A 15,244-nucleotide genomic window follows, 5' to 3' on the forward strand; every position below is an offset into this window, starting at 1 on the left:
CGCTTTGCCCCCATATCATCGCGTTTCATGGGAGAAGTCCGCTTGAGCACCACTGAAGGAACGAATCGGAGCACCCCCCGCTCACGCACCGGGGCGGCGTTCGCCGTCTGGTACCTGCGCGTGGTCACGTTCATCAACTTCCTCAGTGCCGTGTGGGTGACCCTCGGCCAGGGGCTGCGGCGGCACAACACCGACGACTACTTCACGCCGTATCTGCTCGAAGCCGGGTTCACCTCCGGTGTCGTCACGCTCTTCCTCGCCGTCACCATGCGCCGCCGCAAGCGGGCCGCCTGGATCCTCAACATGGTGCTCGGCGGCCTCTTCCTGATGCTGTTCGTGTTCGCCATGACGTTCCCGGAGATCCACCGCTACGCCCAGAACTGGATCTCGCTCGTCCTGACCGCCGCGTTCGTGCTCGCCCTCCTGGTGGGCCGCCGCGAGTTCTACGCCAAGGGCGACCGCTCCAACCCGCTGGCCGCGATCGTCACCGCCGTCGGCGGCCTGCTCGTCACCTCGCTCATCGCGGCGGTCCTGGTCAGCGCCACCAACACCTATGACGGCACCGACCAGTCGACGTTCCTGCGGCGCTGGCGCTACGGCGTGATGCGCCTGGTGTTCCTCGTCCCCGACGACCGGCACACCCAGGGCGTCACCACCCCCGGCTGGGTCAACGTCACCATCAACGTGCTGGCCACGCTGCTCCTGATCGCGGTCATCTACGCGGCCTTCCGCAACCGCAGGGCCGTCGACCCGCTCACCGTCGAGGACGAGGAGAAGCTCCGGGCCCTCCTGGACAAGCAGGGCGAGCGCGACTCGCTCGGCTACTTCGCGCTGCGCCGCGAGAAGGCCGTCATCTGGTCCCCGACCGGCAAGGCCGCCGTCACCTACCGCGTCATCAACAGCGTCTCGCTGGCCTCCGGCGACCCGATCGGCGACCCCGAGGCCTGGCCCGGCGCGATCGAGCCCTGGCTGGCCGAGGCCCGCGCGCACGGCTGGATCCCGGCCGTCACCGGCGCCAGCGAGGAGGCCGGGCAGATCTACGCCCGGCACGGCCTGGACGCCCTGGAGATGGGCGACGAGGCGATCGTGGAGACCGCCGAGTTCACCCTGGAGGGCCGCGCGATGCGGACCGTGCGCCAGGCGTACAACCGGGTGAAGAGGGCCGGGTACGAGGTGCGGATCCGCCGTCATGCGGACATTCCTGCCCAAGAGATGAACGAACTCCTGCGCAAGGCCGACGACTGGCGCGACGGCGCCACCGAACGCGGCTTCTCCATGGCTCTCGGCCGGCTCGGCGACCCCGCCGACGGCCAGTGCATGATGCTCGAATGCTTCGACGGCGACGGCGAGTTGAGGGCGCTGCTCAGCTTCGTCCCCTGGGGCCCCGAGGGCCTCTCGCTCGACCTGATGCGGCGTGACCGCGACTCCGAGAACGGCCTGATCGAGTTCATGGTGATCGAACTCCTCCAGCGGGCCAAGGAGATCAAGATCACTCAGGTCTCACTGAACTTCGCGATGTTCCGTTCCGTCTTCGAGCGCGGCTCGAAGCTCGGGGCAGGACCCGTGCTGAGGCTGTGGCGTTCGCTCCTCAGCTTCTTCTCCCGCTGGTGGCAGATCGAGTCCCTCTACCGGTCCAACGCGAAGTACCGGCCGATCTGGGAGCCGCGGTTCACCTTGTTCGAGAAGAGTGCGGATCTGCCGCGCATCGCCATCGCGTCCGCGCGCGCCGAGGGATTCCTGGAGGCACCGGGCCTGCCCAAGTGGCTGCACCGCAGACATCTGGAGTCCCAGAGATGAGCACAGGGGTCCGGAGCACGGTGCTCCGGTTCGCCGAGCGCGAGTGGGGCCCCCTGTACAAGACCGTGAAGTACGCACTGCGCACCCAGCGCTGGCGGGCCATCTGGCTGACGCTCTCGGCGGTCGTCCTCACCTCGGTCTTCCAGCTCATCCAGAACCAGTCCTGGGGCTTCAGACCGATCCAGATCATCGGCTCGGTCAAGGCCGACTACCCGCTGTGGATCTCGCTCCTGCGCACCCCGTTCTCGCTCTTCGTGCCGGCCCTCGACCTGCCGGTGTGGGGAGCGCTGGCGCAGGTGCTGCTCGTCTTCGGCATCGCGGAGATCTGCATCGGGCGGGGCCGGATGCTGCTCATCGCCTACGCCGCGACCCTGGCCGGCACCCTGTACGCCCGGGTCGGCATCCACATCGGCCCCGACAGCGTCTTCGGCCTTCCCGCCTCGGCCGCCGAGATGGTCGACACCGGCCCCTCGGCGGCCGTCGTCGCCCTCGCGGTGTACGTGTGCTGGCGCTACCGGGCGTACTGGACGGCCGGGGTGGTGGCGGGCTCGATGGTCGTCGAGGTGGTGCTCAAGAACAACCTCGCGGGCAAGGAGCACATCGCGGCCCTGATCGCGGTGGCGGTGATCTGCTGGATCACCTGGGTCCGCAGGAAACGGCGGCGCGACCGCCATGATCAGGGGCGGCGCACCGGGAGCTTGTCGGGTGCGCCGCCGATCCAGTCCTGAAGGCGCCGGCGCGGCATGGACCAGCGCCGGTCGTGCCGGTAGGCCCGAAGACCCGCCCGCGCCCTGGCCCGCGGCCGTCTGCGGTAGAAGCGCTGGGCCCACGGGGAGCCGGGCCGGGCGAGCCTGATCGCGCCGAACAGCGCCACGAACGGCACGAAGATGCCGAGCACCGCCACCCTGACCTTGCCCTTGAACAGCGCGACCAGCACGAAACAGAAGTTGATCGCGATCGAGGTGATGAAGGAGGCGCGGTCCTGCCGCTCCCCTGGGCTCACGTCATTGACGCCGAGCGGTGAGAAGCCTGCCAGCACCAGCGTCATGAGGGCGGCGGTGAGCACCACGATCTCCACGCTCTTGCGCCCGTTCTCGCTCCAGTACACGTCGTCCAGGTGCAGGATCAGCGCGAACTCGTCGAGGACCAGGCCCGCGCCCATCCCGAACAGGACGGCGAAGACGGACGCCGCGATGCCGTGCCGGCCGCTGCCGACCGCGCCGAAGCCGCCGATCACGGTGAGGATGACCCCGGGCACCACGTGGTGGATGTGCAGGCCGCCGGGCCTGATGTTCCGGAAGGGGCCGCGCCCGGCCCTGATCAGCCGGGTGATGGAGCGCGTGATCAGGAACGTCAGGACGAACGCGGCCAGCGCGAGCAGCATGGGGAGCTTCCCCGGCTCGGTGATGTTGCGGTAGAACCAGTGACCCATCCCACCCGCTCCCGTTTGCTCCGATATGCGCAATTTACCGTCGGGGCCGCCCGGAGTGCTCGGGATAGCCTGCGCCGGGTGAACGCAAGCAAGGCCCTGCACGGCGTACGTTTCGCCTTCGGCACCCTCACCGTCTTCCCCGCCCGCATCACCCGGTGGGACCGCTCCGCCGCCCGCGCGGGGATGACGCTGGCCCCGCTGGCCGGGCTCGCCGTCGGCCTGTGCGCGGCCGCCGCGGGCGCGGGGCTGTGGGCGCTCGGGGCGGGGGCGCTGCTCGCGGGCGTGGTGAGCACGGCCGCGCCCGCCCTGCTGACCCGGGGCCTGCATCTGGACGGGCTCGCCGATGTCGCGGACGGGCTCGGCAGCGCCAAGCCCGCCGAGGACGCGTTGCGCATCATGAAGCAGAGCGACATCGGCCCGTTCGGCGTGATCACCCTGCTGTTCTGCCTGCTCGCCCAGATCGCGGCCCTGGCCCATCTGTACGAGCAGGACGGCTGGGCCCGGGGCGCCGTGGGCTCCGTCGTCGCGGCCGCGGTCGCCCGCACCGCGCTGACCCTGGCCTCCCGCCGGGGCGTGCCGGCGGCCCGCCCGGACGGGCTCGGCGCGATCGTGGCGGGCACGGTGCCGGGCCGGCGCGCCCTGGTGGTGGCCGCCCTGGTGACGGCGGCCTGCGCGGCCGCGGGGTGGCCGTTCGGCCCCTGGTCCGCGCTGCACTTCGCGCTCGCCGCGGCGGCCGGGCTCGCGGCGGCCGAGGGGTTCCTCGGGCGCTGCGTACGGCGGTTCGGCGGGGTGACGGGCGATGTGTTCGGGGCGGTGGCCGAGGCCTCGGCCACGGTGACCCTGGTCGCCCTCACGCTCGGCTGAGAGGCCGAGCGACCCGGAGACCCAGAGACCGAGAGGCCTCAAGGCCGAGAGGCCGGTCGCGAGGCTGCGGGCACGGCGCTCAGCAGGGGTCGCGCCACACCTGGAGGTCGTACTTCTTCGCCATCGAGCTGAGCCCCAGCTTCTTGGACTCGGCGCAGAAGCGGGCCGGGGGCAGCTCGTACTCGACGTGGAACACGGCCTTGCCCGCCGCCACGAACGGCGTGAGCCGGTCACACTCGTGGTACTGGGCGCACTGCTCGTTGACCGCGAAGTCGAAGTGGGCCAGGAGCTGCGGAATCTGGTCGAGGTCGTTCTTCAGGCCCACGGCGAGATGCCGGTCGTGGGCCAAGCGGGCGATCAGCTCGTTGTAGCGGAGCTGGTCGGCGGCCTTGAGGGGGAAGCCGGTGTCGTTGTTGTAGCCGTCCATGTTGTCCGGCTCGACGGCGTCGAAGCCCTTGGCGCGGCACAGGTCGAAGCGCTGGGCGATCAGTGGTTCCAGGACGTCGGTGCGGCGGATGTCGAGCCACTTCTCCCCGTCCCAGCCGTTGCCCTTGCCGAGCACGGTCTTCGGGAAGCGCCCGGCGTCCGGCCGCCAGTTCTCCCAGGCGCCGGTCGAGACGTAGCAGATCGCCTTGCGGCCCCTGCGGTGCAGATCGGCCACGGCCGCCGCGCTCTGGTCGAAGGCGTCGATGTCGTAGACCTGGGCGTCGACGGTCGGGTCGAGCCTGCCCTTGAGCTGCCACTGCCAGGTCAGGCCCGGCTTCGGCTGCCAGTGCGGGCCGGAGGGTGCCGGGGGCGCGGTGTCCCGGGCGTCCCCGTCCCCGCCCGGGCCGTCCGGTGAGCCGGTGCAGGCCGCGAGCAGGACCAGCGGGAGGAGCAGCCAGAGCGCGCGCCTCATCGGACGGGCTCAAGGCGGTGCGGCAACGTGCCCCAGGGGTGCGGGAGTTGACCCGGTACCAGGCAGTGGACCGGCGCCTGGGCGACCGCGTCGGGCGGGGCCTCGTACACCAGGTGGCAGGTGTCGGGCCCGGGCCGCCCGGCCGGCCGGTACGCCGACCAGGGCCCCTCGAAGGTGACCAGGAGGTCGGCGATCCGGCCGTAGCCGGGGTGCGGGACCGCACCGTGGTTCAGGACCAGCGTGACGTACGTGTCGTAGGTCGCGGCGAGCGCGGTGCGCAGGTCGGCGTAGTACGGCAGCTGACGGGCCGAGGTGGCCGCCTGGTCGAGGAAGAGCCCGTGCACCCCGTACCAGTCGTGGTGGCGAGCCGCCTCGCGCACCACCTCCTGGGGCGGCCGGCCGCCGTAGGCGGTGTCCACGTAGCCGAGCACCCGCACCCCCGCCGAGCGCAGCCGCCCGGCCACCGCCGCGAAGGCCGCGTCGGGTGAACTCCCGGGTCCGTTGGCCGGGTTGAGGACGACTCCGTACAGCGAGGGTGCGGCGGCGATCAGCGCGTCCCAGGCGTCGGGGCGCTCGGCCGGGTGCTCGTAATAGGGCACCAGCAGCTTGCTCATGTGCTTCCTCGCAGCATGCTCGGGGTACTCGGGGTGCTCCGCGACGATCTCATGGGCGGTGGGCGGTCGCCCTCCCCAGGAGGACAGGGACCAGCGCGGCCAGCAACGCGGCCGCGGCCCCCGACACCACCAGGCCGGCCGCCGGCGGCGCACCCAGCAGGAGTGCCAGGGTCTGGGCGACGGCCGCGGCGCAGCACACCAGGGCCGCGCCCGGCGCCGCCCCGAACGACTGGAGCAGCAGCCCGGTCCACAGCACCGCGCCGATCAGGAGCAGGGTGGCGAGGCGCAGCCCGCTCAGCGCCGGTGCGTCCGGCCACAGCCGGGTGCCCGCCTCGGCGAGCGCGGCGAGGAGCACCAGATAGGCGCCGAGGCAGCGGGCCACCGTGGTGACGACCGAGCCGCGGAACCCCCGTGCGCTCTGGGTGAACCGGAGGCCGGTGGCACTGCGGGCCCGGAAGCGGTGCAGCAGCCATTCGGCGGGGCCCATGCTGAGCGTGAGGGCGACCGCGGACGGCCCGGCGACGCTGCCCGTGGAGCCGTGCCGGAAGATGTCGCCGAGGGCGGCGTACAGCACGAGGACACCGGTGCCGAGCCCGAACAGGCCGTACGGGACGGACGCGGCGAGCCGGGGCGAGACGGCGCCGTGCGGGCCGGTCCCCGCCGCCTCGCGGCGCAGCGTGAGCACGGCGAGCGTGACCGCGGCGATCAGCGAGCCGAGCAGCAGCAGCGGCCCCGCGGCGGCCGGGAGCCCCGGCACGACCCCCAGGGTCAGCGGCAACAGGGCCCAGAACAAGGGGCGTTCACGCCCGAGCACGAGCAGGGCGGTCGCCGCCGAGAGGTAGCAGCACTGGCCGGCGGCGAACGCGGCGGCGGACAGTTCGCCGGGGCCGGTCACGGCGATCGCGGCCAGGGCGCTGAGGACGGCCCCGAGCGGTGCGCCGAGCCGCAGGGCGCGGACGGCGGCCGGGCGGTCGGCGAGGCTGAGCCAGGAGTGCGCGCGGTGCGAGAGCGACTGGTTCCACACCCAGCCGGTGACCGTGCCCGCGAGCAGCGGAACGGTTCCGGCGGGCAGGCCGAACGCGGCGCGGGGCCCGGCGAGCAGGGGTGCCCCCAGGACGTAGGCGAGTCCGGGCAGGGCGAAGACCAGGCCGCGCAGCAGGCACGAGCCGAGGTGGGTGTGCCAGGGCTCGGGGGGCGGGGCGGGGGGCGTCGGGTAGCGGCGCTCCACGCGGTCGTAGAGCGCCTCGGCGAGCGAGAAGGAGTCGGGGTGCCCGTAGCGGGCGGTTATCTGGGCGTCGGTCATGCCGTCGGACTCGATGATCGCGGCTATCTCGTCCGGATGCACGGCCACGGCTATCAACTCGTCGAAGCGCTCGGCCAGTTCGGACACGGGGTCGCCGCCGGCCGGCCGGGCGGGGCGCTGGCGCGGGATGAAGGGCAGGGTGTCCCGCCCTCCGGCCCCGCCGGCCCGCGGGAAACCGTTCACCGGGCGGCCCCGCCGAGGGGGGCGGCCGGGACGTCCCGGGACAGCTCGCGGCACCAGGGGCCGACGAGTTGCAGGGTCCAGTCGTCCTCGGGCGCGAAGGCGGCCGGTACGCGCTCGGGTTCGAGGTCGCCGGCCAGCTCGCGGTAGATCCGCCGGAAGCCGTCCACCGAGCGGTGCAGGGTGAACTTGTCGATCACCCGCTGCCGCGCCTCGGCACCGAGCCGGGCCCGGCGTACGTGGTCGCGGAGCAGCCCGACGGCCGCCTCGGCCATCACGGCGGGCTCGCGCGGCGGCACCACGATCCCCGCCTCGCCCGCCGCCTCACGTACGCCTCCGACATCCGTGGAGACGGTGGCGCGGCCGCAGGACATCGCCTCGATCAGCGAGAACGGGAAGCCTTCGCTGATGCTGGACAGCATCACCACACTGCCGGAGGCGTACGCGCTCGCCACATCGGTGACCCGGCCCTCGTAGGAGATGCCGTCGGTGACGCCGAGTTCGGCGGCCAGCTTCTCCAGGCGGGTCCGGTACTCCTCGCCGCCGGCCGGCACTCCCCCGTACAACCGCAGCCGGGTGTCGGGGAGTTCGGCACGGACGATGGCGTACGCGCGGATCAGGGTCTCCAGGTCCTTGATCGGGTCGATGCGCCCGCACCAGCTCAGGGTGGGGACGTCCGGGTCGGGTCCGGCGTGCGGGAACAGGTCGGGGTCGACGCCGTTGTAGACGGTACGGATGCGCTCGGAGGGGGCGCCTCCGCGCTCCTCCCAGCGGCGGTTGTACTGGTTGCACGGCGTGATGAGGTCGGCCGTGCGGTAGCCGAGCGTGTTGAGCTCCCGGTAGAAGCTCAACAGCACTGCCTTCACGGGCCAGTTGTGGTCGCCCGTGCGGTAGCCGAGGTAGCGCTCGCGCAGATAGATGCCGTGTTCGGTGAGCAGGAACGGCACCCCGTCGAAGTACTGCGCGGCGAGTGCGGGCAGCGTGGCGAGGCCGCTGCTGACCGCGTGCGCCACGCTGTCCGCCGGAATGCGGGCGGACAGCGGGCGCAGTGCGTGTTCCAGGAGGTCGGTCACCGTCAGGGCGTCGTGCACGGTGGGTTTCGCCCGGGACAGTGCCAGGTGCGGCATGGTCCAGATCCACATCAGCGACTTGAGGGCCGCCTCGGAGCGGAGCGCCGCCGAAAGCCGCCCGTCCCGGGCCAGCTCCGCCAGACCGTAGAGGGCCGAGGCGAAGTCGCAGCCGGACTCCGGGTCGAGCAGGGCGAGCAGGAAGCGCTCGTAGGTGTCGGTGAACCGGCGCCTTTCCTTGCCGAGGAGCGGCCGACGCCTGCCGGGCTGCGGCCCCCACAGGGGGAAGGCCGTGTGCCGGCGGACATTGGCCGGGAGCTCCCAGGCGACCGGCTCACGGCCGCTGCCGGTGAGGGCGACGACGGTGAAGTCGACCTCGGGCATGCCGCGTACGAGCTGGTCGCACCAGGTGCTCACGCCCCCGTGTACATGCGGATATGTGCCTTCCGTGAGCATGGTGACATGACGGCCACTGCTCGGCATGGATGTCCCCCCAGGACAAGCGGTCGTGCGGTACTGACGATCGGCCGGCTGGTCAGGCTGGCAGCTTCAGCGTGATCGCCGACTGGAGCACCTCGGGCGAGGACCAGTCGGAGCGCTCACCCGCGTAGGGCGTGCCGAACGCGGCGGTGCCGATGAACAGTTGCTTGAGCGTGCCCTGCGGTGCCGTGATCGGTGCGGCCACCCCCTTCGGAGCCTGCACGGTCACCGCGGTGCCGATCCGGTAGGCGGTCACCGAACCGGAGGCCAGCGCCTTGTCCCAGGCCGCGCGGCGGCTGAACTCGGTTCCCGCGTCCTTCTCGCGCAGGTTCACGATCGGGGCGTTGTCGGCGTACAGGGCCTTGTAGTCGGCCAGGACCTTGTCGAGCACCGGGTAGAGGATCCGCTCCTCGGCCAGGTTCGACTGGTGGACGTAGTGCGGCCGCGGGTCGTTCCACAGGACGTGGCTGAGCGCGGTCTTGGCCTCGCGGGGCACGATGTACGACTGGTAGCCGGTGGCCGTGTCCAGCGACGCGGTCATGCAGGTCGAGGCCGGGTTGTTCTCGCAGATGCCGCTTCCGCCGTTGGCCTTCGAGGTGTACAGCCAGTTGTACTCGTCGGTCATCTCGGCGGCCTTGCCGACGTTGTAGTACACGTTCATCGGGTGCCGGGGCACGGTGAGGGTCGCGCCGACCGCGCGCTGGTCCGGCTCGCGCGAGGCGTCGCTGCCCGCCCACTTGATCCCGTTGTCGGCGAAGGCGCCGGCCAGGTTCGGGTTGTCGTCGGGCTGCTGCGGCAGCACCTTCATGCCGGAGTGCTCACCGGTGACGATCTCGCTCTTGTCGACCGGGAGGCCCTTCTGGACGGCCCAGTTGTAGTTCTGCGAGATCTGGGACGAGATGTCGGCCCGGCTCATCCACTGGGTGGACCCGTCGGCGTTCTTCTTGCACACCCACGGCACCACGGTGTTGTCCTGCACACAGCCGAGGAACTCGTGCGTGTAGGTGTGGTTCATCCAGCGGAACTTGGCCTTGTCCGCGAGCAGTTGGGCCGCGAGGGCGTCGGTGCCGCCGTTCTCGGACTTCCACTCCTCGCCCGAGCCCGCGTTGAAGACCATGTCGAGCGTGAACCCGCTGGTGGCCTCCCACTGGGCCGCGTACTGGGCGTCGGCCGCGGTCATCCGGATGTCGGTGCTCGCGGTGCCGCCGTCGGGGCAGTCGAAGTCGCCCGGGGTGCAGTTGTGGACGCTGTCCCAGCGGGCGTCCGGCGCGAACACGTCGTCGACGTGCACCGAGAAGTAGTTGCGGCTCTGGCCCAGGTGCACCCCTTGGGTGACCCACTCCACCATGCCCTTGGCCAGCGCCTGGAACTGCTGCTGGTACTGGTTGTAGGCGAAGGTGACGACCAGCTCGCTGCGGCCGTCGTGGGTGTACTGGCCGAGCATGGAGCCGCCGCTCGGGGCGTCCAGGTAGCTGGTGAAGCCGGCCTGGGGGTGGGCCGCGTAGCCGTAGCTCTCGGGCACCGTCGGGTCGTTGTCCTCGAAGGTGAGCGGGCCGTCGAGATAGCCGAAGGGCCCCGCCTTGCCGGCCGCGCTGACCTGCGTCGTGACGCCGTCCAGCGGACCGGAGAAGCCGCCGGGCTGGTCGGTGTAGTCGAGCCCGACCTCGGGGTGGGCCCAGGTGTAGGCGTCGATCTGGCGGATCCCGAAGGTCTTCTCGTACGCGGCGAGCGCGGTCTGCTCGGGGGCCGCGGCGCTGCCGAACGGGATCTCGTTGGGCGCGACGACGCCCTGGAACTTGGCGTGCGGGCGGCCCGCGATGTTGTCGCTGAGGAACGCGGCGTTGATGGTCGGCCGCCCCGCGGCGCCCAACGCGACCGTCTGGTACGGCACTCCGGTGTTCTTCAGCTCGGCGACGATGGCCCCGACCGCGCTTCCGCCGTCGTCGAGCACCAGCATCTTCAGATCGATCCGCGGCAGCACCGTGGCCGCGGCGTTGGCGGCCGGTATGGCCGTGGAGAGCAGGCCGGCGGCCATCAGCGCGGTGAGCGCGACCCTCGATCTGCCCAGTTTCAAGGCCTTCGCCTTCATATGTCCCCCCTCGTAGGGTCCTCCACAAGCGGAGCGCGCATGGAGAACCTGTGGTGATGATGCAAAGGGGCGCGGTGCCCCTTGTCCTGATTGAGGTGAGTGTGACGGAGCTCTCAGCGAGCGTGCGGGCCAAACGTGAAAGAGACACCACGGATGAGTGAATTAAGGCCACCGCGATCGAACGCCGTCACCGCGCGTAGGCTCGTGACCGGTGGTCGACCCGCCCGAAATACGATGTACCGGGTCCCGGCCGGCCCATCCGACGGTCGAACAAGCCACCAGGCTTCTCAAGGAAGAGAGATCTCACCACCGTGACTGCTCTGACTCTCAGCACTGCCGGTGCGGCGACGCTGCGCGCCGACGCCCTCGTCGTCGGCGTCGCCAAGGCCGCGGGCCCCAAGGGTGGGCTGGTCGTCGCGCCCGGCGCCGAGGCCGTGGACAAGGCGTTCGGCGGGAAGCTGGCCGCCGTCCTGGAGACCCTCGGCGCCCGGGGTGCCGAGGGTGAGGTGACCAAGGCCGTGTCGCCCTCCGGCCTGAAGGCCCCGTTCGTGCTCGCCGTGGGCCTCGGCACCGTCCCCGCCGCGGACGAGGCGTACGGCGCCGAAGTGCTGCGCACCGCCGCGGGCAACGCCGCCCGCGCCCTGCACGGCCTCAAGAAGGCCGCCTTCGCGCTGCCCATCGAGGCCGCCGAGGACATCGAGGCGATCGGCGAGGGCGCCCTGCTCGGCGCGTACGCCTTCACCGCCTACCAGGACCGCGGCCCGGACGCCAAGGAGCCGCTCGCCGAGGTGACGCTGCTCGGCGCCAAGCCGCGCGACAAGGCCCACAAGGCCGCCGTCGAGCGCTCCCTGGCACTGGCCGAGGAGATGAACCGCGCCCGCGACCTCATCAACACCCCGCCGAACGACCTGACCCCCGAGGCCTTCGCCGCGGTGGTCTCGGCCGCCGGCAAGGAGCACGGCCTCAAGGTCCAGGTGCTGGACGAGAAGGCGCTGGAGAAGGGCGGCTTCGGCGGCATCCTCGGCGTCGGCGTCGGCTCCGAGAACCCGCCGCGCCTGGTGAAGATCACCTACACCCACGCCAAGAACGCCAAGCACCTCGCGCTCGTCGGCAAGGGCATCACCTACGACTCGGGCGGCATCTCGCTCAAGCCGGCCGGCCACAACGAGACGATGAAGTGCGACATGAGCGGCGCCGCCGCCGTGTTCGCCGCCGTCGTCGCGGCCGCGCGCCTCGGTCTCGAAGTGAACGTCACCGGCTGGCTCGCGCTCGCCGAGAACATGCCGTCGGGTTCCGCCACCCGCCCCGGCGACGTGCTGCGCATGTACAGCGGCAAGACCGTCGAGGTCCTCAACACCGACGCCGAGGGCCGCCTGGTCCTGGCCGACGCGCTGTGGAAGGCCTCCGAGGAGAAGCCGGACGCGATCGTCGACGTGGCGACGCTGACCGGCGCGATGGTGCTCGCCCTCGGCGACCACACCTTCGGCATCATGGCCAACGACGACGCCTTCCGCACCGCGATCCACGAGATCGCCGAGGAGTCCGGCGAGCAGTCCTGGCCGATGCCGCTGCCCGCGAACCTGCGCAAGACCATGGACTCCCCCACCGCCGACCTGGCCAACATGGGCGTGCGGATGGGCGGCGGCCTAGTGGCCGGCCTGTTCCTGAAGGAGTTCGTCGGCGAGGGCATCACCTGGGCCCACCTCGACATCGCGGGCCCCGCCTACAACGAGGGCGCCCCGCACGGCTACACCCCCAAGGGCGGCACCGGCTCCTCGGTGCGCACCCTGCTCCGTCTGGCGGAGCGCACCGCCGCGGGCGACCTCGGCTGACAGCCCGTCCACAGCCGACGCACAGGGCGGCCCCGGGCATACGCGCCGGGGCCGCCCGTGTTCACACTCCGTACCGTCACGCTTCGGCCGGATTTCGCTGTAGATGAAATCCGTACGTCTTCGCGCGGCGGTGGAGTGACGTCTGAGCGGCGCCGAGCCCGACGATCAGCCGTCTCAGACCCCGGCCCCGCGTCCCGCCTTCCGTCAACAAGTGCGAAGATGGGTTCTCGGCAGGACAGGGCCCCCACCACAGGGCCGAAGATAAGCGGCCGAACACCAGCCGCCGCCGGTCATCGACGACCGCGCCCGGCGCACATGCATGGAGGACGTGACGTGGCGAACGACGCCAGCACCGTTTTCGACCTAGTGATCCTCGGCGGTGGCAGTGGCGGCTACGCCGCGGCCCTGCGCGGAGCGCAGCTGGGCCTGGACGTCGCACTGATCGAGAAGAACAAGCTCGGCGGCACCTGCCTGCACAACGGCTGCATCCCCACGAAGGCCCTGCTGCACGCCGGCGAGATCGCCGACCAGGCGCGCGAGGCCGGCCAGTTCGGTGTCAAGGCGACCTTCGAGGGCATCGACATCAACGCGGTCCACGCGTACAAGGACGAGGTCATCTCGGGTCTGTACAAGGGTCTGCAGGGTCTGGTCGCCTCCCGCAAGGTGACCTACATCGAGGGCGAGGGACGCCTGTCCTCCCCCACCTCCGTGGACGTCAACGGCCAGCGCGTCCAGGGCCGCCACGTCCTGCTCGCGACCGGCTCCGTGCCGAAGTCGCTGCCGGGCCTGGAGATCGACGGCAACCGGATCATCTCCTCCGACCACGCGCTGACCCTGGACCGCGTCCCGCAGTCCGCGATCATCCTGGGCGGCGGCGTCATCGGCGTCGAGTTCGCCTCGGCGTGGAAGTCCTTCGGCACCGACGTCACCGTCATCGAGGGCCTCAAGCACCTCGTGCCGGTCGAGGACGAGAACAGCTCCAAGATCCTGGAGCGCGCGTTCCGCAAGCGCGGCATCAAGTTCAACCTGGGCACCTTCTTCCAGAAGGCCGAGTACACCGCCAACGGTGTGAAGGTCACGCTGGCCGACGGCAAGGAGTTCGAGGCCGAGGTCCTCCTCGTCGCCATCGGCCGCGGCCCGGTCTCCCAGGGCCTCGGCTACGAGGAGCAGGGCGTCGCGATGGACCGCGGCTACGTCCTGGTCGACGAGTACATGCGCACCAACGTGCCCACCGTCTCCGCCGTCGGCGACCTCGTCCCGACGCTCCAGCTCGCGCACGTCGGCTTCGCCGAGGGCATCCTGGTGGCGGAGCGTCTGGCCGGTCTCAAGACCGTCCCGATCGACTACGACGGCGTGCCCCGGGTGACGTACTGCCACCCCGAGGTCGCCTCCGTGGGCATCACCGAGGCCAAGGCCAAGGAGATCTACGGTGCGGACAAGGTCGTCGCTCTGAAGTACAACCTCGCGGGCAACGGCAAGAGCAAGATCCTCAAGACCGCGGGCGAGATCAAGCTCGTCCAGGTCAAGGACGGCGCCGTGGTCGGCGTCCACATGGTCGGTGACCGTATGGGCGAGCAGGTCGGCGAAGCCCAGCTGATCTACAACTGGGAGGCGCTGCCGGCCGAGGTCGCGCAGCTCATCCACGCGCACCCGACGCAGAACGAGGCGCTCGGCGAGGCCCACCTGGCGCTGGCCGGCAAGCCGCTGCACTCCCACGACTAACAGCCCCTCGGGCGCGACGACCACTTCCGCAATTTCGTAAGGAGCAACCGAAACCATGTCGGTTTCCGTAACCCTTCCGGCGCTCGGCGAGAGCGTCACCGAGGGCACCGTCACCCGCTGGCTGAAGGCCGAGGGCGAGCGCGTCGAGGCCGACGAGCCGCTGCTCGAAGTCTCGACCGACAAGGTCGACACCGAGATCCCCGCCCCCGCCTCCGGCATCCTGGCCTCCATCAAGGTGGCCGAGGACGAGACCGTCGAGGTCGGCGCCGAGCTCGCCATCATCGACGACGGCACCGGGGCCCCCGCGGCCCAGGCCGCTCCGGCCGCCGAGGCCCCGGCCCAGGAGGCCCCGGCCCAGGAGGCGCCCGCGCCGCAGGCCGCGCCCTCCACCGAGGCCGAGACCCCCGCCCCGGCCCCCACGGCCGAGGCCGCCTCCGGCGGTGGCTCCGCCGAGGGCACCGACGTCGTCCTCCCCGCGCTCGGCGAGAGCGTGACCGAGGGCACCGTCACCCGCTGGCTCAAGGAGGTCGGCGAGGAGGTGGCCGAGGACGAGCCGCTCCTTGAGGTCTCCACCGACAAGGTCGACACCGAGATCCCGGCTCCGGTCGCGGGCGTGCTGCTCGAAATCGTCGTCGGTGAGGACGAGACCGCCGAGGTCGGCGCCAAGCTCGCCGTCATCGGTGCCCCGGGCGCGGCTCCGGCCGCCGCTCCGGCTCCGGCCGCCCCGGCCCCCGCGGCTGCTCCGGCTCCGGCTCCGGCCGCCGCCCCCGCGCCCGCCCCGGCCGCTCCGGCTCCGGCCGCTCCGGCCCCGGCTCCCGCTCCGGCCGCCCCCGCCGCTCCGGCTCCGGCTCCGGCCGCCGCTCCGGCTCCGGCCGCCACCCCGGCTGCCGCCCCCGCGGCCACCTCCGGTGACGACGGCGCGTACGTCACGCCGCTGGTCCGCAAGCTCGCCTCTTAGTCCGGTGT

At 71.7% G+C, this 15,244-nt stretch carries 11 protein-coding genes and 1 pseudogene; 6 read left to right on the forward strand and 6 right to left on the reverse strand.

The features are described from left to right. The first annotated feature begins 27 nt into the window (after positions 1-27). Together CG740_RS10070 and CG740_RS39590 are read left to right on the forward strand one after the other, a co-directional pair. On the forward strand, positions 28-1,797 hold the full coding sequence (locus CG740_RS10070) for a phosphatidylglycerol lysyltransferase domain-containing protein (RefSeq protein WP_100574666.1): 1,770 nt from the start codon (positions 28-30) through the stop codon (positions 1,795-1,797). After that, entirely contained in the window at positions 1,794-2,525 is a 732-nt protein-coding gene (locus tag CG740_RS39590) for a hypothetical protein (RefSeq protein ID WP_159030263.1), read from the forward strand. The genes CG740_RS10070 and CG740_RS39590 overlap by 4 nt, the downstream gene beginning before the upstream one ends. On the opposite strand, the gene CG740_RS10080 is transcribed toward CG740_RS39590, so the two are convergent. Continuing rightward, on the reverse strand, positions 2,474-3,229 hold the full coding sequence (locus CG740_RS10080; protein WP_100574667.1) for a hypothetical protein: 756 nt from the start codon (positions 3,227-3,229) through the stop codon (positions 2,474-2,476). The two genes, CG740_RS39590 and CG740_RS10080, sit on opposite strands and share 52 nt — an antisense overlap. A 78-nt stretch (positions 3,230-3,307) precedes the next feature. On the opposite strand from CG740_RS10080, the gene CG740_RS10085 reads away from it, so the two are divergent. Beyond that, a complete protein-coding gene (locus CG740_RS10085) occupies positions 3,308-4,093 on the forward strand; it encodes an adenosylcobinamide-GDP ribazoletransferase (RefSeq protein ID WP_234376166.1) in 786 nt (261 codons plus the stop codon). 79 nt (positions 4,094-4,172) lie between these two features. On the opposite strand, the gene CG740_RS10090 is transcribed toward CG740_RS10085, so the two are convergent. The 5 genes from CG740_RS10090 to CG740_RS10110 are packed head-to-tail and all read right to left on the reverse strand — an operon-like array spanning position 4,173 to position 10,724. Next, entirely contained in the window at positions 4,173-4,991 is an 819-nt protein-coding gene (locus CG740_RS10090; protein ID WP_100574668.1) for an endo alpha-1,4 polygalactosaminidase, read from the reverse strand. Beyond that, on the reverse strand, positions 4,988-5,605 hold the full coding sequence (locus CG740_RS10095) for a spherulation-specific family 4 protein (protein ID WP_100574669.1): 618 nt from the start codon (positions 5,603-5,605) through the stop codon (positions 4,988-4,990). Before CG740_RS10095 ends, CG740_RS10090 begins: the two co-directional genes overlap by 4 nt. Positions 5,606-5,654: 49 nt before the next feature. Continuing rightward, positions 5,655-7,091, reverse strand: a complete 1,437-nt coding sequence (locus CG740_RS40295) for a hypothetical protein (protein ID WP_100574670.1) — start codon at positions 7,089-7,091, stop codon at positions 5,655-5,657. Beyond that, the gene (gene pelF / locus CG740_RS10105; protein ID WP_100574671.1) at positions 7,088-8,638 is read right to left on the reverse strand and encodes a GT4 family glycosyltransferase PelF; all 1,551 of its coding nucleotides are present in this window, start codon (positions 8,636-8,638) and stop codon (positions 7,088-7,090) included. The genes CG740_RS40295 and pelF overlap by 4 nt, the downstream gene beginning before the upstream one ends. A 52-nt stretch (positions 8,639-8,690) precedes the next feature. Then, positions 8,691-10,724, reverse strand: coding sequence for a hypothetical protein (locus CG740_RS10110; RefSeq protein ID WP_234376167.1), 2,034 nt, complete (start codon positions 10,722-10,724; stop codon positions 8,691-8,693). Between the two features lie 311 nt (positions 10,725-11,035). Here CG740_RS10110 and CG740_RS10115 point away from each other — a divergent pair, with 311 nt between their 5' ends. From CG740_RS10115 to CG740_RS10125, 3 genes and pseudogenes are all read left to right on the forward strand, one after another. Beyond that, on the forward strand, positions 11,036-12,556 hold the full coding sequence (locus tag CG740_RS10115) for a leucyl aminopeptidase (RefSeq protein ID WP_100574672.1): 1,521 nt from the start codon (positions 11,036-11,038) through the stop codon (positions 12,554-12,556). A 333-nt stretch (positions 12,557-12,889) separates the two neighbouring features. After that, complete coding sequence (gene lpdA, locus CG740_RS10120) at positions 12,890-14,278, forward strand: dihydrolipoyl dehydrogenase (RefSeq protein ID WP_199846390.1); 1,389 nt, start codon at positions 12,890-12,892, stop codon at positions 14,276-14,278. A 55-nt stretch (positions 14,279-14,333) separates the two neighbouring features. After that, positions 14,334-15,233: pseudogene (locus CG740_RS10125) on the forward strand (biotin/lipoyl-containing protein); the annotation flags it as partial. Positions 15,234-15,244 lie beyond the last annotated feature (11 nt).

Source organism: Streptomyces sp. CB01201 (assembly GCF_002803085.1).
Classification (GTDB): Bacteria; Actinomycetota; Actinomycetes; order Streptomycetales; family Streptomycetaceae; genus Streptomyces; species Streptomyces hundungensis.